At 38.1% G+C, this 25,960-nt stretch carries 28 protein-coding genes; 13 read left to right on the top strand and 15 right to left on the bottom strand.

What is annotated here, in order from left to right; genetic code table 11:
• Nucleotides 1-12: 12 nt before the first annotated feature.
• Complete coding sequence (locus HOO54_RS07680) at nt 13-747, bottom strand: MBL fold metallo-hydrolase (protein ID WP_172293956.1); 735 nt, start codon at nt 745-747, stop codon at nt 13-15.
• A gap of 174 nt (nt 748-921) precedes the next feature.
• On the opposite strand from HOO54_RS07680, the gene yhfH reads away from it, so the two are divergent.
• Together yhfH and HOO54_RS07670 are read left to right on the top strand one after the other, a co-directional pair.
• On the top strand, nt 922-1,056 hold the full coding sequence (yhfH, locus tag HOO54_RS07675) for a protein YhfH (protein ID WP_172293955.1): 135 nt from the start codon (nt 922-924) through the stop codon (nt 1,054-1,056).
• A 253-nt stretch (nt 1,057-1,309) separates the two neighbouring features.
• Nucleotides 1,310-2,596: a glutamate/proton symporter GltT gene (locus HOO54_RS07670; protein ID WP_172293954.1), complete on the top strand. Its 1,287-nt coding sequence runs from the start codon at nt 1,310-1,312 to the stop codon at nt 2,594-2,596.
• 315 nt (nt 2,597-2,911) lie between these two features.
• On the opposite strand, the gene HOO54_RS07665 is transcribed toward HOO54_RS07670, so the two are convergent.
• Nucleotides 2,912-3,955: a M42 family metallopeptidase gene (locus tag HOO54_RS07665; protein WP_172293953.1), complete on the bottom strand. Its 1,044-nt coding sequence runs from the start codon at nt 3,953-3,955 to the stop codon at nt 2,912-2,914.
• Nucleotides 3,956-4,069: 114 nt separating this feature from the next.
• Here HOO54_RS07665 and HOO54_RS07660 point away from each other — a divergent pair, with 114 nt between their 5' ends.
• A complete protein-coding gene (locus HOO54_RS07660) occupies nt 4,070-5,062 on the top strand; it encodes a ketoacyl-ACP synthase III (RefSeq protein ID WP_172293951.1) in 993 nt (330 codons plus the stop codon).
• Nucleotides 5,063-5,219: 157 nt separating this feature from the next.
• Here the strand turns inward: HOO54_RS07660 and HOO54_RS07655 are convergent, their stop codons facing one another.
• The 6 genes from HOO54_RS07655 to HOO54_RS07630 form a co-directional block, all read right to left on the bottom strand.
• Nucleotides 5,220-7,385, bottom strand: coding sequence for a YhgE/Pip family protein (locus HOO54_RS07655; protein WP_172293949.1), 2,166 nt, complete (start codon nt 7,383-7,385; stop codon nt 5,220-5,222).
• 58 nt (nt 7,386-7,443) lie between these two features.
• Nucleotides 7,444-8,016, bottom strand: a complete 573-nt coding sequence (locus HOO54_RS07650; protein WP_172293947.1) for a TetR/AcrR family transcriptional regulator — start codon at nt 8,014-8,016, stop codon at nt 7,444-7,446.
• A 180-nt stretch (nt 8,017-8,196) separates the two neighbouring features.
• Nucleotides 8,197-9,615 (bottom strand): protoporphyrinogen oxidase, encoded by a 1,419-nt coding sequence (gene hemY / locus HOO54_RS07645; RefSeq protein WP_172293945.1) that lies wholly within the window; start codon nt 9,613-9,615, stop codon nt 8,197-8,199.
• A gap of 14 nt (nt 9,616-9,629) precedes the next feature.
• Complete coding sequence (hemH, locus tag HOO54_RS07640; protein ID WP_172293943.1) at nt 9,630-10,568, bottom strand: ferrochelatase; 939 nt, start codon at nt 10,566-10,568, stop codon at nt 9,630-9,632.
• Between the two features lie 75 nt (nt 10,569-10,643).
• The gene (hemE, locus tag HOO54_RS07635) at nt 10,644-11,690 is read right to left on the bottom strand and encodes a uroporphyrinogen decarboxylase (RefSeq protein ID WP_309244867.1); all 1,047 of its coding nucleotides are present in this window, start codon (nt 11,688-11,690) and stop codon (nt 10,644-10,646) included.
• Between the two features lie 134 nt (nt 11,691-11,824).
• The gene (locus HOO54_RS07630) at nt 11,825-13,954 is read right to left on the bottom strand and encodes a transglycosylase domain-containing protein (RefSeq protein ID WP_172293941.1); all 2,130 of its coding nucleotides are present in this window, start codon (nt 13,952-13,954) and stop codon (nt 11,825-11,827) included.
• Between the two features lie 128 nt (nt 13,955-14,082).
• Here HOO54_RS07630 and HOO54_RS07625 point away from each other — a divergent pair, with 128 nt between their 5' ends.
• Together HOO54_RS07625 and HOO54_RS07620 are read left to right on the top strand one after the other, a co-directional pair.
• Entirely contained in the window at nt 14,083-14,586 is a 504-nt protein-coding gene (locus HOO54_RS07625; protein WP_172293939.1) for an antibiotic biosynthesis monooxygenase family protein, read from the top strand.
• A 196-nt stretch (nt 14,587-14,782) separates the two neighbouring features.
• Nucleotides 14,783-15,916, top strand: coding sequence for a M20 family metallopeptidase (locus HOO54_RS07620; protein WP_375335827.1), 1,134 nt, complete (start codon nt 14,783-14,785; stop codon nt 15,914-15,916).
• A 134-nt stretch (nt 15,917-16,050) separates the two neighbouring features.
• Here the strand turns inward: HOO54_RS07620 and HOO54_RS07615 are convergent, their stop codons facing one another.
• Genes HOO54_RS07615 through HOO54_RS07605 form a run of 3 tightly spaced genes read right to left on the bottom strand, consistent with a single transcriptional unit; the run spans nt 16,051 to nt 18,760 of the window.
• Nucleotides 16,051-16,749 carry an EcsC family protein gene (locus HOO54_RS07615; RefSeq protein WP_172293935.1) on the bottom strand — a complete coding sequence of 233 codons (699 nt, stop codon included), beginning with the start codon at nt 16,747-16,749 and terminating at the stop codon, nt 16,051-16,053.
• Nucleotides 16,750-16,803: 54 nt separating this feature from the next.
• Nucleotides 16,804-18,027, bottom strand: coding sequence for an ABC transporter permease (locus HOO54_RS07610; RefSeq protein ID WP_172293933.1), 1,224 nt, complete (start codon nt 18,025-18,027; stop codon nt 16,804-16,806).
• On the bottom strand, nt 18,020-18,760 hold the full coding sequence (locus HOO54_RS07605) for an ABC transporter ATP-binding protein (protein WP_172293931.1): 741 nt from the start codon (nt 18,758-18,760) through the stop codon (nt 18,020-18,022). The genes HOO54_RS07610 and HOO54_RS07605 overlap by 8 nt, the downstream gene beginning before the upstream one ends.
• A 485-nt stretch (nt 18,761-19,245) precedes the next feature.
• Here HOO54_RS07605 and HOO54_RS07600 point away from each other — a divergent pair, with 485 nt between their 5' ends.
• The 3 genes from HOO54_RS07600 (at nt 19,246) to HOO54_RS07590 (ending at nt 21,587) form a co-directional block, all read left to right on the top strand.
• Nucleotides 19,246-19,668: an HIT family protein gene (locus tag HOO54_RS07600; RefSeq protein ID WP_172293929.1), complete on the top strand. Its 423-nt coding sequence runs from the start codon at nt 19,246-19,248 to the stop codon at nt 19,666-19,668.
• A 192-nt stretch (nt 19,669-19,860) separates the two neighbouring features.
• On the top strand, nt 19,861-20,934 hold the full coding sequence (gene serC / locus HOO54_RS07595; protein ID WP_172293928.1) for a 3-phosphoserine/phosphohydroxythreonine transaminase: 1,074 nt from the start codon (nt 19,861-19,863) through the stop codon (nt 20,932-20,934).
• Nucleotides 20,935-21,059: 125 nt separating this feature from the next.
• Nucleotides 21,060-21,587, top strand: coding sequence for a tryptophan transporter (locus HOO54_RS07590; protein WP_172293926.1), 528 nt, complete (start codon nt 21,060-21,062; stop codon nt 21,585-21,587).
• A 71-nt stretch (nt 21,588-21,658) separates the two neighbouring features.
• Here the strand turns inward: HOO54_RS07590 and yhzF are convergent, their stop codons facing one another.
• Nucleotides 21,659-21,829, bottom strand: a complete 171-nt coding sequence (yhzF, locus tag HOO54_RS25350) for a membrane protein YhzF (protein ID WP_483862009.1) — start codon at nt 21,827-21,829, stop codon at nt 21,659-21,661.
• A 125-nt stretch (nt 21,830-21,954) separates the two neighbouring features.
• Between yhzF and HOO54_RS07585 the strand changes: the two genes are divergently transcribed.
• Both HOO54_RS07585 and HOO54_RS07580 read left to right on the top strand, forming a co-directional pair.
• Nucleotides 21,955-22,311 carry a YtxH domain-containing protein gene (locus HOO54_RS07585; RefSeq protein ID WP_172293924.1) on the top strand — a complete coding sequence of 119 codons (357 nt, stop codon included), beginning with the start codon at nt 21,955-21,957 and terminating at the stop codon, nt 22,309-22,311.
• Nucleotides 22,312-22,503: 192 nt separating this feature from the next.
• Nucleotides 22,504-23,124 (top strand): HTH-type transcriptional regulator Hpr, encoded by a 621-nt coding sequence (locus tag HOO54_RS07580; protein WP_172293922.1) that lies wholly within the window; start codon nt 22,504-22,506, stop codon nt 23,122-23,124.
• On the opposite strand, the gene HOO54_RS07575 is transcribed toward HOO54_RS07580, so the two are convergent.
• Nucleotides 23,121-23,468, bottom strand: coding sequence for a YhaI family protein (locus HOO54_RS07575; RefSeq protein ID WP_172299421.1), 348 nt, complete (start codon nt 23,466-23,468; stop codon nt 23,121-23,123). The genes HOO54_RS07580 and HOO54_RS07575 overlap by 4 nt on opposite strands.
• A gap of 213 nt (nt 23,469-23,681) precedes the next feature.
• Here HOO54_RS07575 and HOO54_RS07570 point away from each other — a divergent pair, with 213 nt between their 5' ends.
• Both HOO54_RS07570 and HOO54_RS24900 read left to right on the top strand, forming a co-directional pair.
• Entirely contained in the window at nt 23,682-24,197 is a 516-nt protein-coding gene (locus HOO54_RS07570) for a DUF3267 domain-containing protein (RefSeq protein WP_172293920.1), read from the top strand.
• A gap of 73 nt (nt 24,198-24,270) precedes the next feature.
• Nucleotides 24,271-24,453 (top strand): hypothetical protein, encoded by a 183-nt coding sequence (locus HOO54_RS24900; protein WP_309244901.1) that lies wholly within the window; start codon nt 24,271-24,273, stop codon nt 24,451-24,453.
• A gap of 50 nt (nt 24,454-24,503) precedes the next feature.
• Here HOO54_RS24900 and HOO54_RS07565 read toward each other — a convergent pair whose 3' ends face one another.
• Together HOO54_RS07565 and HOO54_RS07560 are read right to left on the bottom strand one after the other, a co-directional pair.
• Nucleotides 24,504-24,602 carry a YjcZ family sporulation protein gene (locus HOO54_RS07565; protein ID WP_081605348.1) on the bottom strand — a complete coding sequence of 33 codons (99 nt, stop codon included), beginning with the start codon at nt 24,600-24,602 and terminating at the stop codon, nt 24,504-24,506.
• Nucleotides 24,603-24,724: 122 nt separating this feature from the next.
• Nucleotides 24,725-24,811, bottom strand: a complete 87-nt coding sequence (locus tag HOO54_RS07560; RefSeq protein ID WP_003180245.1) for a YjcZ family sporulation protein — start codon at nt 24,809-24,811, stop codon at nt 24,725-24,727.
• A gap of 161 nt (nt 24,812-24,972) precedes the next feature.
• On the opposite strand from HOO54_RS07560, the gene HOO54_RS07555 reads away from it, so the two are divergent.
• Nucleotides 24,973-25,842, top strand: a complete 870-nt coding sequence (locus HOO54_RS07555; protein ID WP_172293918.1) for a peptidylprolyl isomerase — start codon at nt 24,973-24,975, stop codon at nt 25,840-25,842.
• The last annotated feature ends 118 nt before the right edge of the window (nt 25,843-25,960 follow it).

Here is a 25,960-nt window from a genome sequence, read left to right as displayed (position 1 = left end):
GTCCGCTCCTCCTTAGTCTCCCCAAACAAAACCAGTTTTCGCAAGATGAACTCCTCTATTAAAAACCGTTTTTGCCTCTTCTATTAGCTCTTGATGATCTCCAAAGTGCGGCAAATGTGTTAGCAAAAGTTGTCCGACTCCAGCATCCCGTGCTATTCGCCCGGCATCAAGACTGTTTAAATGTCCGGCATTGATCCCATCCTGATCAGCATAAAAGCTGCACTCACTTATTAACAAATCAGCTCCATCTGAAAAAGGGATAAACGCTTCTTGAAAACTTGAATCTGCTGTATAAACAACAGAGTGTACACCATCTGTTATACGCATAGCAAAACATTCAACCGGGTGGACTGTCTTCAAAAAATTCACCGTAAACGGTCCTACTGTTAGAGGCTTTTCTGAATCATACGCTCTACCTACAGTATGGGTTTTATATGTAAGGCGCAAGAATTGTCCTTCATCAAACGAATGTCCATATATCGGAAGTACCCGATCGCCTTTTCCCAGCTGTGAACCGACCAATTTAGCAAACTGTAAAGGTCCAATGTCAGCTATATGATCATGGTGATAATGAGATAAAATAACGGCGTTTAGTTTTTCAACAGGTAAAAATTGCTGTAGTTTGGACAAAACCGCACTGCCGCAATCAATAAGCAGTGAATAATCACCGGATTGCAACAAATAACCGGAAGTCGCTTCATTTGCTGCAGGAAAACCGCCATAACAGCCAATAACCGTGATCTTCATGTTTATCACACCTCTTTATATGTATCCCTTTATTCAATATACCCATTTTTCTGTGAAAATGCATGCTTTATGTTTTGTCATAAAATGTCCTCACATTTGTCATGAAACAGCCATTGCACTTAATTGAACTGTTATAATACAATGATGGTAATTCAATCTACTGGGGGAATCACAATGCTTGCGAAAATTACCGATTTTTTCAGAAATTTACCTGCCAAAAAATGCACAAAATGCGGTCATGACATAGAAGAACAGCATGAATGTTATGGAAATACATGCTGCAAATGTTTAAAAGTGAAAGAGCTTTAAAGAATGATAGAATAGAACGAAAAGCTGACGAATGGGATTTTCCACCTCCCATTCGCCAGCTTTTTTTGTTTTGATGAATCTATTCAAAATTTATTTTTTTCAGATTAATAATAATGATCCTTTTTTTAAAAATTTTCGATCTATTCGGACGTTTGTTTTTTATTGGACGAAGCGCTTTTTATTTCGTTATACTTAATTTAATGTTTATTTCATTAATATTCTCATATAATAATTGAATGTTGGGAGGACGTTTATGAGAAAATTTAAAATGGGTATGGCCACGCAAATTTTTCTTGGCTTGATTTTAGGTGTAGCTGTTGGTGCCATTTGGTTTGGAAATCCGGCTGTGGAAAGATATCTTCAACCGATTGGCGATTTATTTTTAAGATTAATCAAAATGATTGTTATCCCTATCGTTGTATCCAGTTTAATCGTTGGTGTCGCTGGTGCTGGTAATGGTAAAAAAATTGGCCGGCTTGGATTTCGGACAATTCTTTATTTTGAGATCATTACTACTTTTGCAATTTTGTTAGGTCTTTTACTAGGAAACCTTTTGCATCCTGGAGAAGGTGTTCACTTTTCTAATCATGAGAAAACAGATATTAGCCAGTATGTTCAAAGTGAAAAAGAAGCAGGGAAAACATCGATTGCAGATACTTTTCTGCACATTGTACCAACAAATTTTTTCCACTCTCTAGCTGATGGGGACATGTTGGCGATCATTTGCTTTACCGTCCTTTTTGCATTAGGTGTTTCAGCAATCGGCGAAAAAGGCAAACCGGTTCTTTCCTTTTTTGAGGCGACTTCCCACGCGATGTTTCATGTTGTAAATCTTGTGATGAAGGTTGCGCCATTTGGTGTGTTTGCCTTAATCGGTGTTACAGTTTCAAAATTCGGTTTTTCTTCACTTCTTTCTTTAGGAAAACTCGTTTTACTCGTTTATTTTGCATTAGCATTTTTCTTGTTTGTCATCTTTGGAATCGTCGGTAAATTAGCTGGTATTCATATATTAAAATTTTTGGCTTACATAAAAGACGAGCTACTGCTTGCTTTTAGTACATCAAGCTCAGAAACCGTTCTTCCCCGTGTGATGGAAAAGATGGAGAAAATCGGCTGTCCGAAAGCGATTGTTTCATTTGTGATTCCGATTGGTTATACATTCAATCTAGATGGTTCTGTTTTGTACCAAGCGATTGCCACATTGTTTTTGGCACAAGTATACGGGATTGACCTGTCAATCGGTCAGCAGATTTCATTAATTGTTGTACTGATGATTACATCAAAAGGAATGGCCGCTGTACCCGGCACATCTTTTGTCGTTCTTTTAGCGACACTCGGAACGATTGGTATCCCGAGTGAAGGGCTAGCATTTATTGCAGGTGTCGATCGCATTATGGACATGGCACGCACAGTCGTTAATCTCACAGGAAACGCTCTTGCTGCAGTCGTCATGTCAAAATGGGAAGGCGAATATAATATGATGAAAGGACAAGCAGAATTGAATAAACTAGAACCTCAAGATATAAAAATGTCCAGCTGAACTAGATCTTTTCTAATAGAAAAAAAACGGGGCTTTCTAAAAGTCCTTTATCAACATGATCAGGGGGGATTGCGAGACCCCACAGGAGCAAGGAACGAGCTCCGAAGAGGCTCGCGGATCGCCCGCGGAAAGCGAGCAAATTCCCCAATTTTTATAAATGAACCTTACTTTCAGGACATCCTCGGTGCAGATTGACCCATAAACCCAAACCCGTCCAATCGTTTTCTTCACTTTCACATATACTGTACTATAGAAAAAGAGATCCATTTTTAGCCGCCCAAAGCGACGTCCGGCCGTTTTGGGTGGCTTTTTTTCCTATTCGATCATCTCAGACTGAACATAATAATATAGAAGCTTTGCTGTATGTTCCAAAGATCTCTTATGTGTTCTTTCAAATGCATGAGAAGCATCTATTCCTGGACCGATCAAACCGTGAACGATATCATACCCAGATTGAATCGCAGCAGATGCATCTGATCCATAGTACGGATAAATGTCTAATTTATAGTCTATTCCATGCTTTTCACAAAGCCTGACAAGGTTCTGTCTAAGTTTGTAATGATATGGACCACTTGCATCTTTAACACAAATCGATACCGTATACTCGTCTGATGATTGTCCATCTCCGATTGCCCCCATATCAACGGCCATATATTCAACGGTTTCAGACGGAATATTAGAATTGCCGCCATAACCGATTTCTTCATTATTAGAAATTAAAAAATGCGTTGTATAAGGAAGCGTGATGTTTTCCGACTTAATTTTTTTGATCAGTTGAATGAGTAAGGCAACACTGGCTTTGTCATCCAAATGACGAGATTTGATAAAACCGCTAGAAGTGATCTCGACCCTTGGATCAAAAGAAATAAAGTCACCAACATGAATTCCGAGTGCCTTCGTCTCTTTTTCATTACAGACAGGCTCATCAATTCGGACTTCCATATTTTTTTGGTTGCGTTCAGCTTTTCCCGCATCTTTATAAACATGAACAGATGTTTGGTGCATTAAAATGGTTCCGCTATATACTTTGCCAGAGGAAGTGGTAATTTGGCAATACTCACCTTCAATAGAATGATAGTTAAATCCCCCAATCAAATCGATTTTCAGACGACCGTCTTCTTTAATCTCTTTTACCATTGCTCCAAGTGTATCAACATGCGCGGTCAATACCCTGTGCCGTGCCTTGTCACATCCAGGAACGACAGCAATCAGACCTCCTTTTTGAGTTCGCTTCGTTTCGATTCCTTGTTCCTTAAGCAGACGGTTAATAAAGTCAATGATCTCATATGTATTTCCTGTCGGACTAGGTATTGAGACTAGCTGTTTAATAAGTTGCATCGTTTCATTAACAGATCCCATTTTGATTCCTCCTCTGGTATTTCTTTATTTAGTATACATGATTCAGACTGATGAGAAAATTAGCACCAGATACTAATACCTTGTGCTATAATATGAAAAAGGAGAGTGAGCTTTATGAATGGATCAAAAGCACGTATTTCTGCAATCGGTACTTATGTGCCAGAAAAACGGCTGACAAACAAAGATTTGGAAAGAATGATTGACACTTCTGATGAATGGATGATCCAACGGACGGGCATGAAAGAACGACGATTGGCAAGTGAACATGAATTCACATCAGATCTTTGTATTCAAGCTGTCAAAGATTTAAAAAATAGGTATGCTGGCACACTTGATGATATTGAGATGGTCATCGTCTCTACAACAACTGCCGACTACTCTTTTCCGAGCACAGCTTGTCAAGTTCAAGAATATTTTGGCTGGACTGACATTGGAGCAGTTGATTTAAATGCAACTTGTGCTGGTTTAACATACGCTCTTCATGTTGCCAACGGCCTGATTACCTCAGGACTGCACAGGAAAATTCTTGTCATTGCTGGAGAAACATTATCAAAAGTAACAGATTACACAGACCGTAGTTCATGTATTTTATTTGGAGACGGGGCAGGTGCTTTATTGCTTGAACGAGAAGAGCAAACCCCGAGCTTTATTACCTTTGTCCAAAGTACAAATGGAGATGGAGCGAGACACTTGTATAGAACAGGTTTAAGAAATGATTTAAAAGGAGAGCAACTGAAGGGGAACGGGAAAATGATCCAAAATGGACGCGAAGTTTATAAATGGGCGGTGCGAACTATCCCTGAAGGAATTCAAAAACTACTTAAACAGGCAGAAATGCAGATTGAACAGATCGATTGGTTCGTACCTCACAGCGCTAACTTGAGAATGATCGAATCAATTTGTGAAAAAGCGGCAATCCCCATTGAAAAGGCACTAACAAGTGTTGAATGGTTTGGCAATACATCTTCTGCTTCCATTGTTCTCGCTCTCGATAACGCGGTTCAAAATAAGATGTTGAAGGAAGGAGACATTCTGATACTTTACGGCTTTGGCGGTGGTCTTACATACTCAGGTATGATAGTAAAATGGGGCGTGAAAACTTTCTAATCAAAAGTAGTGGATGAACAAAAATTGGGGAATTTGCACGCTTTCCGCAGGAGTCTCGCAATTCCCCCCTGATTTATGTTAAAAAAGGACTTTTTAGACAGCTCCTTTCCAAATCATTAAAAAAAGCGGACATCGTTAATTGATGTCCGCTTTTCATCTATGAAGCAGGCTGTTCTGTCACTTTTCCTTTTCTTAACAAGACTCCGAAATAAATTATGATCAATGCCATCATCATGATTGCAATGGCGCCGAGTACCTCGGCTTGTTCCCACATATAACCATAGTCTCCGCTTGAAATAATTGCCCTATAACCAGCGATACTGTAAGTCATCGGAAGTGCAGCATGAACCTTTTGGAAAAACTCAGGGACAAGCGCTACTGGGAATGTTCCACCACTTCCTCCGAGTTGGAGCACAAGGATGATAACAGCGATAAACCGACCGGGGTTACCCAGTGCTGCTGCCAAAAACTGAATGATCAGCACGCATGTAATGCTCATGATGATACTAAATACATAAAATCTCCAGATACTTTCTACTTCAAGACCGATCCCGAAGAGAATGATTGTGCAAGCAATGACAGCTTGCAATATCCCGACTGGAAGAAGAATACTAAACTTACTAAAGAACCAGCTTAATGCCGATTCAGGGCGGGCTGAAGGCTCTTTCACATCAAACACAACGGTAATCATTAAGGCACCGACAAATAAACCAAGCGATAATATATATGGTGTTAATCCCGTTCCATAATTTGAAACATTGTTAATTTTGTCGTCATCAACACCAACAGGATTAGAAAACATATGATAGTTATCTTTTCCAGCTTTAATATTACCTGTCTTATCAGCTGCATCAGAAAGTTTATTTGATAGCTTGCCGCTTCCATCAGACAGTTTACCAAGACCATCATCAAGTGTTGTGGCACCATCTGCCAATTTAGATGAAGCATCTTCTAGCTTTTTAGAAGCACTTTGTAGATCTGCAAACTTCTCAGTTAGCGTCTGACTGCCATTAGCAATTTTAGAAGATCCAGCTTTTGCTTGAGAGAACTTTTCATTATATGCAGATAACCCATCTGTCAGACTGTCCATTCCCTTTTGAATTTTTTGTGAACCTTTATAAAGTTTGTTTACATCATCAGGCACATTTTTTAATTTCTCAATTTCTTTTTTGATATTCGAAAGATCAGGCAGTTTACTAAGATCGGGAATTCGCGATTTCAACTGATCTAATTCAGGCAGTTTTATATCGCCTGCCTTCTCTTCTATCTGTTTTGCTAAAGCTGCTTTCTGTTCTTTTGTCAAAAGATTACTGGATTCAATAATTTTTTTAATATTACCTTTTTGGTTTTTCAATGCTTTTTCAAGTTTTGTAATCTCAGTTGCAATTTGAGTAATGTCTTTTTTAGCCTTTTCAGCCTTAGAAAGTGTGGTTTCAAGTTGTGAGATTTTTTCATCTGAGATCAATTTTTCAAATTGACTAATTTTCTCAGCTTTTTCATTCATCTGTCCTAAACCTGAGACGAGCGGTGACATACCTTCTTGCAGTTTTTTTGAACCGTTATAGAGCTCCCCGCTTTTTTGTTGGAATTGAGCAAGTGCTGAATCAAGCTCATGGATTTTTTTGTTCAAAGTAGCATTTCCTGCTCCGAATTTTTTCATTCCTTCTTTATTAAATTTCATTTGTGATTTTGCCAATTTTTTTAGATTCTTTTCAAGCTTTTGACTGCCCTTTCTCGCATCTTTTAAGCCATGATCAAGTTTTCCGGCTCCTTCACTTGCTTGATCAAGCCCTTTAGCAAGTTTACCGAAATTATCAAATATGACTTCAGCATACTGCTCAGTGATTTCCGAACCGACAGAATGTTGAAGCTTCTCAATAGCCTTATCACTAATTTGCGCACCAACATAGTTTCGGCCGGCATTTGTATGATAGATTAATTGCAGTTTTTTCGGTTTCTTATCTAATACAGTGCTGGCATTTTTCGAGAAATCTTTAGGGATTTCGACCACCATGTAATACTCCTCATTTTTCAGACCATCTAATGCTTCATCTTTTGATGTAAAATGCCAATCAAACTTTTTATCTTCCTTCATTTTTTTGACAAGATCGTCACCGATGTGAAGATCTTTTCCCTCATATGTCGTTCCCTTGTCAGCATTCACGACAGCCACAGGAAGCTGATCGACATTTCCATAAGGATCCCAGTATGCTGCCAAAAAGACGCTACTGTAAATCAGCGGAATAAAGAGAACTCCGATAACAGAAATCAACAGTTTTTTATTTGTATACAGTTCTCTCCACTGGTTTCGTAAAACATTCATTGTTGATACGCCTCCTAAAAATTGGCCGCACTTTTTGGCCCTTTAAAAAAAGGATTATCTAAAGGGACAATCCTTTTAAAATATACATTTTGAGCATTTCTGCGATATCTTCTGTTTTTAATGGTTCATGATGTTTTTCCCAATCAAAGATAAGGGCAACATAAAGTTTAAAAATAACAAATGCATTTAACTCAGCATCGCAAGGTTTAATATCCTCATTTTTAATGGCTTCTTTTATTTTTTTCTTAATGTAAGTCATAATCATTCGCTCAAGCTTTTCTATCACTTCCTTAGCAGCTGGTGTGCCAAGCTCCGCACCTTCTTGAAAAATTTTAATGGTCAGTTGGTGCTTTTTTCTGTATTCTAATATAGCAATTAACGCACGATGCGCATTTTCATGAAACGGAAGATGAGGATCAATAGCCTCGTCTGCTGTTTGTTTCATTTCAGCTAACAAAGAAGAAAAGATTTCACTGAATAATTCTTCTTTATTTTTGAAAAAAGTATAAATGGTACCCTTGCCAACGTTCGCGAGCTTTGCTACCAGATCCATCGTTGTTGCCTTATACCCAAATTGAGCAAATGATTTTGCTGCAGCTTCGATAATAAGCGCTTTTCGATCTATGCTCATGCTTTTTCACTCCTAAAATGACTATTTGAACGTTTTAGTCATTAAGTATAATATGTAATTTAACACAACTTTATTCGAAATGCAAACATTTAATTTGTTTTCTCAGAAAACATTTTTTTGTGGTTTTTTCGACAAAAAAAAAAGCCGTCATGTTTCATATCGACAGCTTTTCATATTTTTCTATTTTGTTTGTTCAAATAAATATGCAAGTACATCAGAGACGACTTGTTTCCCCTGGTCAATACAATCGGGAATTCCGACTCCCTCAAAAGAAGCGCCTGTTGCAAAAATCCCGGGATAAGATGTTTTCAAACCATCTCTCAGTTTCTTAATCTTTTGTTGATGACCGACATGATACTGCGGCATGGCGTCATTCCATCTTGTGATACAGCTCATTTCCGGTTCACCATCAATCTTCATGATCCGTTTTAAATCTTCGAGGACGATTCTAATCATTTCACTGTCTGACTGTTCAACAACCGATTCGTCTCCAGCTTTTCCGACATAGGCTCTTAATAAAACTTTACCCCTTGGCGTTGTATGAGGCCACTTTTTATTTGTCCATGTACAAGCAGTAATCGAGAAATCACTGTTCCGTGAAATGACAAAACCTGTCCCTTCTTGATTCATCTCTACAGCTTCTTCAGGAAAACCGAGTGCCACATTGGCAACAGATGTTGAAACAATATCTTCCAGTCCTTCCAGCCAATCCTCACCTTGAAATATCGAAGTGATCGCTTTATATGGTGCTGTCATCACTGCTGCATCGGCATCAAGAATACCTCCATTATCCAACATCAAACTATACTGATCTTGGTCACGGTCTATACTGACTACTTTTGTTCCTTTATAGATTGTCGTCAATTCAAGCTGTTTTTCCAATTCTTCGACAATCGTTTGTAATCCGGTTTTTAATGTTTGAAAAAGCCCCTTCTTCTTTACTGCTGGTTTTTTGGCATTTCCACTTTTTGATTTTTTCATTCCAACAATCAAACTTCGATATTTCTGCTCTGTTAAATAAAACTGTGGAAATGTTGACATCAGACTAAGCCGATCAATATCGCCTGCATATATACCTGACAAAAGCGGTTCAATCAAGTTCTCAACGACTTCTCCGCCAACACGCCGTCTAAAAAATTCTCCCAGTGACTGATCCTCTTGGGGTTTGCTTGCCGGAAGAACCAAATCCATTGCAGCTCTCAATTTTCCATGAAAAGAAAACAAACTTGTCGTTAAAAAAGGACCGATCTTTGTCGGCACACCCATGACTGCACCTTCAGGAATTGGATAGAGACTTTCATTGACGAGAACATAAGACTGTCCTGTTGCATTATTGACAAGTAAATGCTCCATTCCCAAATCTTTAACAAGCTGCGGTGCACTCTGTTTTCGTTCTAAAAAGGAATCTGGACCTTTTTCAATAATATAGCCATCTTTGTGAACGGTCTGGATTTTTCCACCTAGCCTTGGACTCGCTTCAACAAGCGTCACTTCAGCAGAGAGATGATTTTTTTTGATTTCTCTCTCCAAGTAGAAAGCTGCGGTCAATCCTGTAATACCGCCGCCGATAATGACAATCCGCTTTCGTTCGCTACTCATATCAATCGCCTTCTTTACAATTCTTTCTCCAATTTTTTCAAGACAACGGTAGCTAAAGCATCAATAAATTCCGGTTTTGCATTAGGCATTTCCGGTCTGTAATAGCTTGCTCCGAGATCATCTGTCACAGCTTTGCATTCAAAATCGTTGTCATACAACACTTCCAAGTGGTCTGCTACAAAACCGACTGGTACATAAATGAACGTCTTGTAACCTTTTCGATCTGCTAGATCACGTGTCAAATCTTGAACATCTGGCCCAAGCCAAGGGTCTGGTGTATTCCCTTCACTTTGCCAACCGATCGCATAATTCTCAATCCCCGCCTCTTCGACTATCAATCTGGCAGATTGTTTGAGTTGGTCAGGATAAGGGTCCCCTAGCTCAATTATTTTCTCGGGAAGGCTATGTGCCGATAAAATCACAACAGCGTCTTCCCTCTCTTCTGGTGTCAATTGTGCAAATGTCTGTTTCACTTGCTCTGCCCAATATGTGATAAATTTCGGCTCATCATACCAGCTGTCAATTGATGTGATCGTCAAGCCGCCCAGTTTTTCTGCCTCTGTATCTGCTCGCTTTTGATAAGACTTAACACTAAATGTAGAAAAATGCGGAGCCAACACAATGCTGACTGCTTCTGTGATCCCATCCTTATGCATCTCGTAAACGGCATCTTCAATAAACGGTTCAATATGTTTAAGTCCGATATATACTTTAAATGTAATCTTATCTTGAATCTGATTTAAATGTTTTTCTAATTGTGTCGCCTGTTCATTAGTGATTTTTGCAAGTGGAGATATTCCACCGATCGCACGATAGCGATCTTTCAAATCTTGAAGCATGTCCGGCTCTGGCTTTCGGCCTCGTCGAATGTGTGTGTAATACCGTTCAATATCCTCTTCCTTGTACGGCGTTCCATACGCCATAACAAGAAGCCCCATCCTCTTTTTACTCAACATGAACACCTCTTCTTTAGATCTCGCATCTCTAAGTATTTTGACAGTTTAACCGGAAAAGTCCAACATAATTGCTCACAAGGTTTTAGAAGAGGAGTAATCATGAATAAAAGATGTTAATCTTTTCAGTGTATCAGGATTGACTTCAGGAAAAACACCATGTCCAAGATTAAAAATAAACCGGTCTGTCATCATTCCTTGATCCAAAATTGATTTTGTTCTTGCTTCAATCACTTCCCATGGAGCAAGCAATATAGCTGGATCAAGATTTCCCTGAAGGGTTTTGACAAGTCCTTGATCCCTTGCTTCTTGAATACTCATTCTCCAGTCAAGTCCTACGACATCAAGTGAAAGATCATGCCAATCACGGGCAAGGTGGCTCGCCCCCACTCCGAACATGATCAGTGGCACACCTTCTTTTTTTAATTCTTTAAACAACATATCCATTGTTGGTTTAATGTAGGTCCGGTAATCATTTGCATTGAGCGCCCCCACCCATGAATCAAACACTTGAATCGCATTTGCACCGGCACGGATTTGCGCCTTCACATAAACAATCGCCATTTTCGCTAATCTTTTCATCAGTAGTTCCCATGCTTTAGGCTGACTGTACATAAATGCTTTTGTTTTGTTGTAGTTTTTCGAAGGTCCGCCCTCTATCATATAACTTGCCAATGTAAATGGCGCTCCTGTAAAGCTGATCAATGGAACATTCAGCTGTTCCTCCGTTAGCAATTTAATTGTTTTAAGCACATATGGAATATCCTCTTCTGGCTCTAGTTCACCAAGTTTTTCAACATCTGCAAGAGAATTGATCGGATTGTCGATCACAGGACCGACTCCATTTTTAATTTCAACTTGAACACCTATTCCTGGAAGCGGTGTCATAATATCCTTATAAAGAATCGCTGCATCAACACCGTAGTTTTCAACAGGCAGCCTTGTCACATAGGCACATAATTCAGGCTGATGTGTAATTTCAAACAAACTATATTTTTCTTTTAATGCTCGGTATTCCGGCTGTGATCTTCCCGCTTGCCTCATATACCACACAGGAACATGATCGCTCTTTTCTCCTCGGCACGCTTTTAAAAACGTGTCATTAAAAGCTTTATTATTCACTCTCGATTTCCACCTTTCACTTGCAAACCGCACGTCCATTAAAATAGCTTCTTCAAATATAACGTTTTTTTGATCATCAGTATACAATTCATACTTATTGTTCAAAAAATTGATGAATTCACCAATTCATCAATTTAATGAAACAATTCAGGTTTAATAAACTCAGTCCCATTCCCTTCTGTTTTCGTCTGCGGATTGTATGGAACAACCTTGTAGGACGAACCCGAAAAGATATTGGAATATGGAATTTCATAGCTTCCTTTACCTTTAACAGTATCAATCAGTTGTTCTTCTCCATCCTTTTTTTCATAAATTCTATATTCTGCTCTTTTATCCTCTTGTTCTTGCCATGTTAATGACACCGTAATCAATCCGAGCGGTGTAAAGGAATAATTAGCATTCACAGTTTCTAAATCTTTCAAATGTATTGGCCGTTCCAAATCTTTGATTCCTTCAGGTTTTTCAAATGAAATATGTTTCTGATTGGACTGTTTCAAAATATCTTTGAACAACATTGTCGGATATGAGCTTCCACCTTTTAAATAGTGGGTTTCATCTGTTTTATCATAACCCATCCAGACAGCCCCCGTCACTTCGGGTGTATAGCCTGCAAACCATACGTCTTTTGTTGCGCCTTCTTTACCTGTATAAGAAGTGGAACCTGTTTTTCCAGCAATCTCTCCAGGAAAATCGCCAGCTTTTCCAGTACCTGTCTTGACAACCTCTTGAAGCATCCGTGTCATATTCCATGAAGTTTGTTTACTGAAAACTCTTTCGGATTCCTCTTGGTGGCGAAACAAAACCTCTCCGTTTTCATCAGTAATTTTTTTTATCAAATATGGTTTAACATACTTTCCTGAATTGGCAAATGACCGGTATGCACCAGCCAATTGGAGAGGTGATACCCCTTTTTCCAAGCCACCTAATCCTAATGAGAGTCCATCATCAGGAATGTCCATGCCTAGCTTATTTAAATAAGGTTTTACAGTTTCAACACCTAGTTCATTTAACATCCAGACAGCAGGGGCGTTTTTGCTATATGTTAGCGCATCAACCATTGACACTTTTCCTTCATAGCGCATATCATAATTTTTTGGAGTATAGCCGTTATATGAAAGCTGTTTATCCTCAAGTAAAGAGTATGGTTTATAGCGCTTTTCTTCCATTGCTGGTCCATAAACAGCCAGCGGTTTAAAAGTCGATCCAGGTTGACGGGCTGCCACTGCCCTATTAAAGCCGCTTGGAGTAAAATCCCTCCCACCAATAGCAGCAATCACGCCCCCTGTTTGATTATCAATAAAAACTGCACTGCCTTCTGCATGTTGGTCAGTTCCAGGAAAGTAGTGATCTTCCTGCATGAGTTTGTAAGCCGCTTTTTGAACGGATACATCAAGTGGAACACGGATTGTATATCCACCTTGAAGAAGCTGTTCTCTGGAAATCGAATACTTTTCTTCTGCTTCTTTTATTACAAGGTCTATATAGCTATCAAGCCAAGGGTTTTTCGATTTTTCTTTAACATGTAGACCCAATGTGCTTCCTTGTGCTCTGACCACTTCTTTTGAAGTGATATATCCTTGTTCATTCATCATGCTCAGGACAACATTACGCCGTTCCCTGCTTTTTTTCGGATGAAGAATCGGTGAATAAGCATTGGGCGCTTTAGGAAGTGAGGCAAGAACCGCCCCTTCACTGAGCGTTAAGTCCTTTACATCTTTACTAAAAAAGTAATTGGCAGCTGCTTGAATTCCATAGACACCGTGCCCGAAATAAAGTTGGTTTAAATACATTTCCAAAAGCTTGTCCTTGCTGTAGTCTCTCTCTAGATTAATGGCAATAATCACTTCTTTTGTTTTTCTAAAAAATGTTTTATCATTTGTTAAAAAGATATTTTTGGCAAGCTGTTGGGTGATCGTACTGCCTCCTTCGACCTTGCTGCCAGCTAAAACATCTTTGTAAACAGCGCGACCCACCGATTTCAAATCGATGCCATGATGTTCGTAAAAACGTTGGTCTTCAACAGAAATAAATGCCTGTTTAACATGTTTGGGAACTTCATGAATAGAGACTGGCCTTCTGTTTTCTGTATAAAGACTGGCTACTTCTTCACCGTTTTGATCAATGATTTTTGAAGATGCGTGGAAAATCAATTTCTTTTCATCAATAACATAGTCCCCTAAGAATAAAATTGTAATATATCCAATTAAAGAAAAAAACATAATGGCAACTACAATCATGACTGGAATGAAAAATTTCTTTTTCATCTATTCACCTCATTCCTTTATATTTATTGTGGGATTTTTTTCCTCGTTTTATGTTTCATATTTGCTTGTTTTGTTGATAGAATTTTAAGTTGTCCTTTTGTTATACTATCAATAAAGGGGTGAACAAAATGAATTTCTATATTACATATGGAACAGTTGATTTTTTAAAAAAGCTTGCAAAACAACATGATCTTGAGCACATGCTATTTATGAAAGGGAATGACTCCGCCATTCTTTTCCAAGAAGCGACTGGAAAAAGTGTATTTCAAGCGCCTCACCATTATGAAGTGATCCACCAATCTGGAACATTGGATCCATCCGGTTTTGCCGTCCTCAACAATATTCCTGTGACCTTTGAAGGAAGACCGCTATTTGAAACCCGTTTTAAAAATCGAGCAGAAAAAGTTGAACATCAGCCTGGATTTAAAGCGCTCAGAATGCTTAGACCAACAGAAGGCGATATATATATTGTCTTAACACTCTGGGAAACAGAACAAGCCTTTCAAGACTGGAAAAATTCAACTTCTTTCTTGGAAGCTCATAAAAAACATCATTCAGCTGAAGGAATCAACCATGATGGCACCATTTTTTCCCGTCCCTCTTATATTCGTTCATATTACTCTGTCAAATAAGCTGCCTGAATGTCTGGCAGTTTTTTTATTATTTCCAAGGAAATGAATCTCTCCAAAATCTTACAAACAGATTGAAATAGCACTTAAATTGTCATAAAATTTAAAAAAGTCATCATTCCTTAAAGGAGGAATTATTTTGGATATCACAAGCTTAAAACAGTTTGTTTGTGAACAGTTAGAAAGTCACTATGATGAAATGGTCACCTTAAGACGCCATTTTCATCAATATCCCGAACTGTCTTTTCAAGAAAAGAAAACGGCTGCATCCATTGCCTCTTATTATCAGACGCTTGGTATTCCAATCCGCACAAATGTTGGCGGGGGCGGAGTTCTTGCCTATATTGAGGGCGAACAGCCTGGACCTGTTATTGCTTTAAGAGCCGATTTTGACGCTCTTCCGATTCAAGATGAAAAAAACGTTTCTTATCGGTCAACGGTTCCCGGTGTTATGCATGCCTGTGGCCATGATGGACACACTGCCACACTTCTTGTTCTTGCAAAAGTATTAAATGAAAATAGAAAACATTTAACAGGGAAGCTCGTTATGATTCATCAACATGCAGAAGAATATACACCTGGTGGAGCCAAACCAATGATTGAAGATGGTTGCCTTGATGGAGTGGATGTCATTTTTGGCACACACTTATGGGCAACAGTGCCACTTGGTACGGTTCAATATAAAACAGGACCAATCATGGCGGCTGCTGACCGATTCACGATTACCATCAATGGGAAAGGTGGTCATGCTGCACAGCCTCATGAAACAAAGGACGCAGTCTTGATTGGTTCACAAATTGTTTCCGCACTCCAGCAGATTGTCAGCCGCAGACTAGATCCGACACAACCAGCAGTAATCTCAACAGGGTCATTTCTCGCCGAAAATTCTTTTAATGTTATTGCTGACAAAGCCGTTTTAATCGGTACGGCTCGTTCATTTAATGAAAAGATCAGATATTTAATTGAAAACGAAATTGAACGAGTTGTCAAAGGTATTTGTAGCATGCATGGCGGAGATTATCAATACTTGTATGAGAGAGGTTACCCGGCTGTTAATAACCATCCTCAAGAAACAGCCTTTCTTGCTGATATCGCCAGGAACACGCCAGATGTCCAAAAAGTGACAGAGAGCCAAATGCAAATGGGTGGAGAAGATTTCGCCTATTATCTCCAGCATGTAAAAGGAACGTTTTTCTTTACTGGCGCAGCACCTGAAATGACAGAAAATGTCTTTCCTCATCACCATCCACAATTTGACTTCAATGAGAAAGCGATGCTGATTGCTGCCAAAATCATGGCCAGAGCTGTCATTTCTTATCACCAGAAATGTTGAATTATGGCTGAAATAAAAATCGGGGAATTTGCTCGCTTTCCGCGGGCGATCCGCGAGCCTTCTCCTAGCTCGCAATCCCCCCTGATCATGTTGATAAAAGACTTTTTAGACAGCCCTTTTTTTGCTTCATTCGACTACTCTTTTATAAGTCGCAAATGAAAAATATGTCTTGCAGTCTCTCCAAGATGCCCCAATAATTTATAATTTGCTGTACCACCAACAACTGCTCCAAAACCAGGAATAAATTGAAACAATTTAATAAAATCGAGATAATCTCGGTACTCCTGCTGAAATGTTTTCCAATCGATTTCCCTTTTTTCAGTATCCCAATTTTCGATGATAGCAAATAGATGTTTTCGATGTTTTTCTCCTGAAAAAGCTAGCTGAAAAATATAGAGGAGAAACAATCGTTCCTCCTTCTGTTTAACATCGTATCCGTAAATCGATGCCAATTCGAACAAGCATTTCATTTTAATGCTGATCAAAAGTGGAAAATCTGCTAATCCGAGAAATATCCCTCCAGCACCGGTTCCAATTCCTTCTGCAGCAGCTGCTTTCTGATATTGAGCAATCGCCTTTTGAGCAAGTTGGTTTTTTTCCTTTAGAGTAAGTGTGCCTGTGTCTTTCTGAACGGTTGTCAAATTTGAGCCTATCAATGTTGCTTCAACCATTTTTTTGACGGCTTCTGTGACAGCCTTGTGTACCTTATCAGGAATCTGGGCATTCATTTTTGTCTGTACACCTTTAGACAGCCGTTCAACCATCGATGACTTCCGTAAAAACTTCAGTTTCCAACGATAGGCTTCATCTAAAAACAGCTGGTTTTCATTCATGCCCTTTTTCACCTCTTCTTATATTTACGATCTGTAAAAGAAAAGGATTCATTTTTATCTGCGTGCATTTTTCTTTAATCTGCTGTTAAAATAAGGCTTCATGATCACAAATATCAGCAGTAGAGAGCCTATTAAACCGATAAACATCCCAGACCAGTTTAACTTAATACCCAATGCGGCTGCCAATATGAATGCTTGAACACTTAACACAATATGAAGCAACCCAAAGAAACTTTTTTCTCTCTCTCTTTGATTGACAGGATATAACTCCTGTAAAGAAAGGTGAGAAAAATGATTGAACAGCGGGGTCAACTGAATTCCGGTGATAAATACTGTAAAGATGATCAGTCCAGCAGACACCCATTGATAATTTGAAAAATAGCCAATGATAATGGCAAAAATGACTGTCAATCTCAACACGATACCGAGATAATCATTCGATCTAATAAAAGCCCTGCTATACATAAAAGTAAATGTCTGGCGCTGGTCATATGGGATAAAGCTGAACAGCCAGTCAAGATACGCCCTTCTTTTTGCACGTTTTCTGAGATGCGGCACATCTGTAAACAAGTTTGCCAGTCTGTAAAAACGCTGTTTTCTTTTGATTTCATCATCTATATGCTGTTCCCATTTAAACGATTTTTTTCGAGCAAATGATGTGAAATATACAAGTAATGCAACCATGATCATGTATATCGCAATCGCAAACATATAGGAAGCCTTCAATGCAAAGTAAACAGCACATATATTCAGAAAAAAACGAACGATCTGATCTGTCATTCTAATGTTTTTTTCACCAAGGAATGTCATTCGCCATTGCATGGTCATATTCCAAACTTTTAGCACAAGCATTTGCAGTAATATAAAAAGATAAGTTGATAAGGTCATTCCACTTACTGCAAAATAAAGCGGCGCTAAGATCAGCATGATCGCAAGCAATGGAAACAGTTGGATGATAAAACTAAACCGAAAAGCTTGGCTAAAATAAGGTTTCATATTTGCTTCAAGCGGTAATAAAAACACCAAATCCGCTTCTTTAATCAGCGTCCTGACATATGAACTTGTCAAAATGAATGAAAACAAAACAGCCATCACCCAGTAAGCTGGAAAGCCGTCAGGAATCGTTTTCAACCATTTACTATACCAACTGGCAGCTCCTGCGATAAAAAAAATCATGACAATCACAAGATGATCGTTTAGCATATATTTTAAATAAGCTCTTGTTTCCTTAGTATGCTCCTCAACTCTCGCCTTCCAAATTCCTTGAATGCTATTCATCGCTCTCTTCCTTCGTCAGCTCAAGATACAGATCATCTAGACTTGCCTCTTTCATTGAAAAATGCTCTCTGAGCTCTGCAAGTGTTCCTTTTGCCCGTATTTCACCATTATGTAAAATGATGAAGGAATCACAATATCGTTCAGCAGTGGCTAATATATGTGTTGACATGAGAACGGCTGAACCTTTTTTCTTTGCTTCCTTCATGCGTTCAAGCAATGCATTAATGGCTAACGGATCAAGTCCGAGGAATGGTTCATCAATAATATAAAGGTCTGGTTCGACTAAAAACGCACACATAATCATGACCTTTTGTTTCATTCCTTTTGAAAAATGGGCTGGAAACCATTTTAAACGCTTTTCCATTCGGAATTCTTTTAATAGTGGCGGTAACCTTTTTTCAAGCGTTTCTTTTGATAATCCATAGGCCATCGCCGTCAGTTCCAAATGTTCGCGAAGCGTTAGTTCTTCATACAATATTGGTGTCTCTGGAATAAACGTAAATTGTGAACGATAGTTTTCCGGATCTTCAAGAAATGTTTTGCCATTCAGCTTAATAGATCCTTTATGCGGTTCCATTAAGCCGATAATATGGCGAATTGTTGTACTTTTACCTGCCCCGTTCAAACCGATTAAACCGACAATCTGCTCCCGATTGATCGAAAATGACACATCACGCAATACTGGATTCCTTGTATACCCACCAGTTAGGTCTGTTACAGTCAATAGTGACATACGTTCGTTCCTTTCTCGCATTTTTCTTAATAGTACCAAAAATAAGGTGTTATTAAAAACGATTTCATCATGTTAGAAAAATCAATGCATAGTTTAAAGCTTTCTTGGACAATCTAATTGATGAAGAAGGAAAGCTTAACAAACCTTGCAAATGAGGTGTTTGTCAAAGACAACAAATCAGCAAGTCCGTTTGGAAAGAATGTGTAACATGTCAATGCTTAAATTTCTTTCATTCACTGAATTGAAAAAGCATCCTAAAAAGATGTTAATCAAATGAGGTGTTTGTCGCAGGAAATAATGTGGCGTTTTCAAGTCCTCATAAAGAGGTACTTGCAAAAGGCAGTGTGAAGTTCTTTATGAACAGCTAACCTTCTTCAGGGTGCAGGGTGAACGCGGGGAGCCGTTCACCCTGTTTTCGTATTTTCCCAAAAAATGTGGTAATATAGTGCTTATACATAACCTTTCGGTAAAAAAGGAGGCAAAGGATGAGCGATTGTATTTTCTGTCAAATTCTAAAGGGGGAAATTCCTTCTGCTAAAGTTTTTGAAAACGAGCATGTGATGGCTTTTCTCGATATTAGTCAAGTCACCAAAGGACACACTCTGGTGATACCAAAAGTCCATAAAACAAACATCTATGAAATGACACCTGATGTTTCAAGAGAGTTTTTCGAAGCTGTACCAAAAATCGCCAAAGCCATTAAAGAAGAATATCAACCAATCGGATTAAACCTACTCAATAACAATGGTGAACAAGCCGGACAATCGGTATTTCATTATCATATGCACATCATTCCTCGTTATGGAAAAGGGGACGGCTTTGGTGCAGTCTGGAAAACACATGCAGATGACTATACAGCGGAAGATCTGCAACATATCGCCTCTTCTATCAATAACCGATTAAAATGAACAGAAATGGCGCTCCGCCATTTCTGTTTTCATTTCGCGGCTGTCACAAAATTTACACAATCCCAAAACTCCCCTTTGCACAAGTAAATCCTTACCGATCAAAATTCGCACAATTCAAATTTTTATGTATGACGAGAAACTTTTATGTTAGGATTGTTTTATATTTTTACACATGAACAGGGAGCGATTGTGATGATACGTACAACAAACTTTAATGCAGGACCTGCAGCACTGCCTTTAGAAGTGTTGCAAAAAGCGAAAGACGAATTTCTTGATTTTAATGGGGCAAGGATGTCCGTTATGGAGTTATCCCATCGAAGCAAAGAATATGATGCTGTACATCAACATGCAAAAGCCCGATTAAAAGAACTAATGCAAATACCTGAAGATTATGAAGTGTTATTTCTTCAAGGTGGAGCAAGCCTTCAATTTTCAATGATTCCCATGAACTTTCTCTCAAAGGAAAAAACTGCACATTTTGTGATGACTGGCTCTTGGTCTGAGAAGGCGCTTGCTGAAGCAAAGCTTTTTGGAAATACATCCATTATCGCGACAAGTGAAACTGACACATATCGGTATATCCCTAGTATTTCAGAAGTCCCAACTGACGGTGCCTATCTGCATCTGACAAGCAATAATACAATTTTCGGGACGCAATGGCAACAGTTTCCTGATTGTTCAATTCCGATTGTCGCGGATATGTCGAGCGATATTTTAAGCAGACCCATCGATGTTTCAAAATTTGGTATCATCTATGCCGGCGCCCAAAAAAATCTCGGACCTTCAGGGGTAACCGTCGTGATTCTAAAAAAGGACCTGCTTTCCCAGGAAAACGAACAGGTTGCGAAAATCTTAAAATACTCTACACATGTAAAAACAGATTCACTTTATAATACCCCTCCGACTTTTGCCATTTATATGCTATCACTTGTGCTTGAATGGCTGAAAGAACAAGGGGGACTCTCTGCCATTGCACAGCGCAACCGCAAGAAGGCAGAGATCTTATACAAAGCAATTGACGATAGTCATGGGTTTTACCGTGGACATGCTAGAACTGATAGTCGTTCCAACATGAATGTTACCTTTACATTGACAAATGATGAACTGACAAAATCATTCATCACCAAAGCTAAACAAGAAAACATGGTAGGTCTTGGCGGACACCGTTCAATTGGCGGCTGCCGGGCATCGATTTACAATGCCGTTTCTATAGAGGATTGTGAGAAACTGGCTTCGTTTATGAAGCATTTTCAGGAGTCAGTCTAATCATCCATAAAAAGGCTTCCACTTCCCTATTAAAGTCTGATATAATTTCATAAAGCTTTCGCAATAAATGATGAGCATATTATTGGGAAGCTAAAAAAGAGCCTAGATGAGGAGAGAGAATAGTCATGAAAACAAAAGAGTTAGTCGTAATGGCCCTAATTGTTGCGATTGGAGCAGCGCTTCATACAGTCATTCCGCCTTTTTTCTTCGGAATGAAGCCTGATATGATGTTAATTATGATGTTTATGGGAATCATGCTTTTTCCAAAAGTACAACATGTTCTGACGATCGGTATCGTGACAGGCATCATTTCTGCCTTAACAACTGGATTCCCAGGCGGACAACTGCCAAACGTTATTGATAAACCGATCACAGCTGTCATCTTTTTTGTTTCATTTTTAGCCTTGAAAAACCTGAAGAAAAACACTGTTATCGTTAGCGGATTGACTGGGGCAGGAACAATTTTATCAGGAGCTATCTTCCTGACGGCAGCACTTTTCATTAGTGGTCTGCCAGGGAATCAAGGATTTACTACATTGTTCTCGGTCGTCGTATTACCAACGACACTGATCAACACGGTTGCCATGTTTATCATTTTTCCAATCGTATATGTTATTACGGAACGTTCAAGACTGACTGAACAACCGAAATAACATGACAAACCTCTTATTTTTAAGAGGTTTTTTCGTTTTTATGGTCAAAAAAAAGCGAACGTGAACGATATTTATATAAGAAGCTTAATAAAAAAAAGAAGCAAAAATGCCAGTCCCGCACCTCCCACACAAAACATCGTTTTTTGTTTAAGGATATGTTTAGGCGGATATGATGAAGAACACGCAAGAAGTTTTAAGTAATAAAAGGAGCCGATGGTAAAAGCAGTGCTTACTAATGTCAAAACAATCAAGATGACAGACAACCCTCTCCCTCCTTTTTAAAAAAGTATGCTAAAATAAAGCAAGCTATGCAATGCATTCTTGTTATGTGACAATTCAGATCAAAAATATATTCGGGGTGATGTATATGTCAAAAGGTCGATCTTTAGCGGCAGGACTGCTTGTAGGTGGAGTAATTGGCGGCGTTACAGCTCTGCTTACTACACCAACTTCAGGTAAAAATTTTAGAAAGCAACTTAAAACAAACTGTGCAAAATTTCAAGATACAGTGAAAAAATTAAAAACCGATGGAGTCGCTTTAAAAGAACAAGTTGTTAAAACAGCACAAGAAGGCGCTGAAATCATTAAAGATGTCGGTAGTGAACTTCAGTCATCTATACAGGAATGGAAAGAGGTCATCAAACCCCATCAACACGATCTCAAAAAGGAAATCGCTGAGATAGAAGACAAGATTAAACAATTAGAGAAAACCTTACAAAACTAATATATTCAGCGAAAAAAATAGCCTTAAAAAAGGGGTGTGAATAAGAACTTTTCACGCTCTTTTTTTAAGTAAAACCTTGATTTGACATAAAGAAACTTAATTTTTAAAAATTTCGTAAATTTACATCTTTATTAATCTTTATTTTATTGGCATAATAGAAATTATTAAGACAAAGAGAAGCAGGTGAAGTGAATGAATCGAGTGGAACAGCCCTATTCTATTAAAGACGCACTTTTATTCAGTCAACGAATGGCACAGCTAAGCAAAGCGCTTTGGAAATCGATTGAAAAAGATTGGCAGCAGTGGATTAAGCCTTATGACCTAAACATCAATGAGCATCATATTTTATGGATTGCCTATCAACTAAACGGAGCATCTATTTCTGAAATTGCTAAATTTGGTGTGATGCACGTATCCACAGCATTTAATTTTTCAAAAAAGCTTGAGGAAAGAGGTTATCTAGAATTCTCTAAAAAGTTAAATGATAAACGGAATACGTACATTCAGCTAACTTCGAAAGGTGAAGATATTTTTCTCAAAATTCTCGAGTCCTATGATCCATCTAGAAACGCCGTGTTAAAAGGTGCCCAACCTCTTCATCAGCTGTACGGAAAGTTTCCTGAGATCGTAGAAATGATGACGATTATTCGCCATATTTATGGAGATGACTTCATGGAGATTTTTGAAAAATCGTTTTCTAATATAGAAAATGAGTTTATCAGTGATAATGGCAAAATGAAGAAAAAAGAGGAAACAAAAGAAACTGCTGCATCTCTAGACATGCCCAAACCACTTGAACCAATTAAAAATTAATCGATCCCATGTTTTTTCATAATGTTGATAAATTCGCTCATTAGCGATTTGTAAAGACCCTGTCTATGAAGGGCAAAAATCGTTTCGTGCACTTCAAGTTTTTCATTTAGCTGTCCAGCAAAAAGCGTAAGAAGATGTTCAAACATCACATATCCTTGCGCTTTTTGTTCTGTCAACTCATTTGTCAATTCCTCACACATACGTTCAGTTTCTTTCCCTTCCTCCTCAGTCAAGCCTCGCTCTATTAACATTTTATAATATGGATATTGATCCATCTCTGCCGTATTCAACAGCAGCTTCATATAATATTCCAATCGTGTAAGACGATCATCAATTGAACTCATAATTCTCACATCTCTCTCCCTTTATTTTATTTTAGCCGATATTTCCTTTAGTTGAAAGTTCAATATGAAGATTTTTGTCCCCTTTTTGAACTCTCGTCATTTCTTGTTAAAATGACGAATTTTTTTTCAAAAAGGGATTGATTTTTCTCACCCAGAAGAGTAAATTATTCTGAGGATTTATATATCAGTTTTAAAAATGGAAGGATGTCACTGATGAGTTGCTGGAAAACCATTAATCTAACAAAAGATTATGGAGGTATGCGAATTGTACTCGCTGCCATTAGTTTAATGATTATTTTTTTTATTCCTGAATATTTAGCGATGCAGCTAATCCATCCACAAACTGTGCAAAAAGGCGATCATGCTCTTTTGTTCACTGGAATTTTAGTTGTGACGATTATCGTTCATAAAATCTTACACTTATTACCGAACATCAGCAGAAAAAAACTTGAAAAAAAGATATTTTGGGTAAAAATGCGAACGTGGAGAGAAATTCCGAAAAATACAATGCTTGTTTCATTGCTTCTTCCTTTCTCAGTCATCACCCCGTTTTTTTTCTATGCGGGGGCCATGATACCAGAGCTTGCTCATTATTTCTGTATCATATCAAGTATCCATTTCGGTTATTGTTTACCAGACTTTTTACTCGCCTGGAAACTAGCTCAAGCACCAAAAAACAGCTATGTTGACCAAGAAGCAGACGACTTTGATATTTTAATCCAAAAATAATGAATAATCTATCTTTTTCAATCAATATTTGATAATGTAGTATGGGAAGAAATAGAGAGGGGGATCTCTAATTATTGTTTTTTATTTCATTTTGTTTGCGGTCTTTACTGTGTTTAACATCAACAATCTTACAAACTCATTATGCCTTATCAAAGAGATTCCTGAAGAACGGCAAGATAAGGTATTTAGAATCATTAATGTCCTGATTTTAATTTTATTGATCTCATCATTTATTGAAATCTCATTTGCAGTATAAAAAAAGATAGCTGCCGATCGCAATTGATCAGGCAGCTATCCTTTTGTTTATTAACATATCCAAGAAGCACCAATAATAATTAACAAAATGAACAGTACCACAAGCAGTGCGAAACCGCCTGCGAAACCTCCTACATAGCCGTCACCCATGTTGACACCTCCTCTTAGTCGTTACATTAGTGTATGCACGAATATCACAAAACGATTAGGCTCTCTGCTTACAAAGAAAAGAACCACCCAAAAAGCGGTTCTTTTCCTTATTTTTTAAGTGTTTAGTACAGGTAAGCTGCACCGACGATGATTAACAAAATAAATAACACGACCAATAAAGCAAAACCGCTTGAGTATCCTCCACTCATGTTATTGACCTCCTTTTCTTGATCACTATATTTGTATGGCGGAGAAAAAATTTTGACTAGACGAATGCCCCTCTATTGAAAATCTTTTTACAGCATGGCAGAATATGATATGATACAATTCAAAGGAAGTTAAATTGTTATGATTAGGAGTGTTTTTCAATATGAAAAAAATGGTAATCGCGGCAGTTGCTGCCACTAGTATTCTTACCCTTAGTGCATGTAAAGGGGGAGACTCTGAAGTTGTCGCTGAAACAAAAGCTGGAGATATAACAAAAGGAGAGCTATATGATACATTATTAGAACAAAATGGGGTTTCTGGTCTTGATGTTCTTCTGGAAAAAAAAGTTCTTGAAGATAAATACAAAGTTTCAAACAAAGAAATTGACAAAAGACTGGATGAATATAAAAAAATAGCTGGTCAACAAATCGATGCAATGATTGATCAAAAAGGCGAAGATTTCGTAAAAAAACAAATTAAAACTGAGCTTCTCAGGAAAAAAGCGGCAGAAGATAACATAAAAGTAACAGACAAAGATGTGAAACAATTTTATGACAGTATAAAAGGGAAATATCATATCAGCCACATTATCGTCAAAGAAAAGAAAACCATTGAAGAAGTTGCGAAAAAACTGAAAAAAGGTGAAAAATTTGAAGACCTGGCAGAAGAGTACTCAATAGACTCATCGTCTATAATTGGTGGAGATCTTAGCTGGCATGGCAAAAAAGAGCCAGAAATGGATAAAACATTTCTTAAAGCTGCATTTGCTTTAAAAGTAGGTGAAATCAGTAAACCAGTTAAAACAAAACACGGTTACCATATTATTAAGATAATTGAAAAACGCGGGAAATACGAAGATATGAAAAAAGATTTAAAGAAACAACTTAAAGAATTAAAAATAAATAACCCAAATGAAATTCAAAATGCTGTGGACATGCTAATAAAGAAAGCCGATTTAAATGTTAAAGATAAAACATTAAAAAAACAAGTAGAAGAACGTGAGAAAATGCCGCAAATGAATGGACAAGGCTAATTTTCCGCATAAATAGGCATGAGGTTGGTTTTGTACCAGTCTCATGCTTATTTCTTTAACTACATTGCAAAATTCAAATTAGAAACAATGGGAAATGAAAAGGAGCATCTCAAAGTTT

Origin of the sequence: Bacillus sp. WMMC1349 (genome assembly GCF_013155385.1) — a bacterium.
GTDB lineage: Bacteria > Bacillota > Bacilli > Bacillales > Bacillaceae > Bacillus.
The sequence above is the reverse complement of the archived record's forward strand: the minus strand, read 5'-3'. Positions and strand labels throughout refer to the sequence as shown.

What these genes read in the sequence shown, in the direction of transcription:
- HOO54_RS07680 (WP_172293956.1), bottom strand. Translation starts at nt 747, where the DNA reads ATGAAGATCACGGTTATTGGCTGTTATGGCGGTTTTCCTGCAGCAAAT.
- yhfH (WP_172293955.1), top strand. Translation starts at nt 922, where the DNA reads ATGCTTGCGAAAATTACCGATTTTTTCAGAAATTTACCTGCCAAAAAA.
- HOO54_RS07670 (WP_172293954.1), top strand. Translation starts at nt 1,310, where the DNA reads ATGAGAAAATTTAAAATGGGTATGGCCACGCAAATTTTTCTTGGCTTG.
- HOO54_RS07665 (WP_172293953.1), bottom strand. Translation starts at nt 3,955, where the DNA reads ATGGGATCTGTTAATGAAACGATGCAACTTATTAAACAGCTAGTCTCA.
- HOO54_RS07660 (WP_172293951.1), top strand. Translation starts at nt 4,070, where the DNA reads ATGAATGGATCAAAAGCACGTATTTCTGCAATCGGTACTTATGTGCCA.
- HOO54_RS07655 (WP_172293949.1), bottom strand. Translation starts at nt 7,385, where the DNA reads ATGAATGTTTTACGAAACCAGTGGAGAGAACTGTATACAAATAAAAAA.
- HOO54_RS07650 (WP_172293947.1), bottom strand. Translation starts at nt 8,016, where the DNA reads ATGAGCATAGATCGAAAAGCGCTTATTATCGAAGCTGCAGCAAAATCA.
- hemY (WP_172293945.1), bottom strand. Translation starts at nt 9,615, where the DNA reads ATGAGTAGCGAACGAAAGCGGATTGTCATTATCGGCGGCGGTATTACA.
- HOO54_RS07630 (WP_172293941.1), bottom strand. Translation starts at nt 13,954, where the DNA reads ATGAAAAAGAAATTTTTCATTCCAGTCATGATTGTAGTTGCCATTATG.
- HOO54_RS07625 (WP_172293939.1), top strand. Translation starts at nt 14,083, where the DNA reads ATGAATTTCTATATTACATATGGAACAGTTGATTTTTTAAAAAAGCTT.
- HOO54_RS07620 (WP_375335827.1), top strand. Translation starts at nt 14,783, where the DNA reads ATGGTCACCTTAAGACGCCATTTTCATCAATATCCCGAACTGTCTTTT.
- HOO54_RS07615 (WP_172293935.1), bottom strand. Translation starts at nt 16,749, where the DNA reads ATGAATGAAAACCAGCTGTTTTTAGATGAAGCCTATCGTTGGAAACTG.
- HOO54_RS07610 (WP_172293933.1), bottom strand. Translation starts at nt 18,027, where the DNA reads ATGAATAGCATTCAAGGAATTTGGAAGGCGAGAGTTGAGGAGCATACT.
- HOO54_RS07605 (WP_172293931.1), bottom strand. Translation starts at nt 18,760, where the DNA reads ATGTCACTATTGACTGTAACAGACCTAACTGGTGGGTATACAAGGAAT.
- HOO54_RS07600 (WP_172293929.1), top strand. Translation starts at nt 19,246, where the DNA reads ATGAGCGATTGTATTTTCTGTCAAATTCTAAAGGGGGAAATTCCTTCT.
- serC (WP_172293928.1), top strand. Translation starts at nt 19,861, where the DNA reads ATGATACGTACAACAAACTTTAATGCAGGACCTGCAGCACTGCCTTTA.
- HOO54_RS07590 (WP_172293926.1), top strand. Translation starts at nt 21,060, where the DNA reads ATGAAAACAAAAGAGTTAGTCGTAATGGCCCTAATTGTTGCGATTGGA.
- HOO54_RS07585 (WP_172293924.1), top strand. Translation starts at nt 21,955, where the DNA reads ATGTCAAAAGGTCGATCTTTAGCGGCAGGACTGCTTGTAGGTGGAGTA.
- HOO54_RS07580 (WP_172293922.1), top strand. Translation starts at nt 22,504, where the DNA reads ATGAATCGAGTGGAACAGCCCTATTCTATTAAAGACGCACTTTTATTC.
- HOO54_RS07575 (WP_172299421.1), bottom strand. Translation starts at nt 23,468, where the DNA reads ATGAGTTCAATTGATGATCGTCTTACACGATTGGAATATTATATGAAG.
- HOO54_RS07570 (WP_172293920.1), top strand. Translation starts at nt 23,682, where the DNA reads ATGAGTTGCTGGAAAACCATTAATCTAACAAAAGATTATGGAGGTATG.
- HOO54_RS07565 (WP_081605348.1), bottom strand. Translation starts at nt 24,602, where the DNA reads ATGGGTGACGGCTATGTAGGAGGTTTCGCAGGCGGTTTCGCACTGCTT.
- HOO54_RS07560 (WP_003180245.1), bottom strand. Translation starts at nt 24,811, where the DNA reads ATGAGTGGAGGATACTCAAGCGGTTTTGCTTTATTGGTCGTGTTATTT.
- HOO54_RS07555 (WP_172293918.1), top strand. Translation starts at nt 24,973, where the DNA reads ATGAAAAAAATGGTAATCGCGGCAGTTGCTGCCACTAGTATTCTTACC.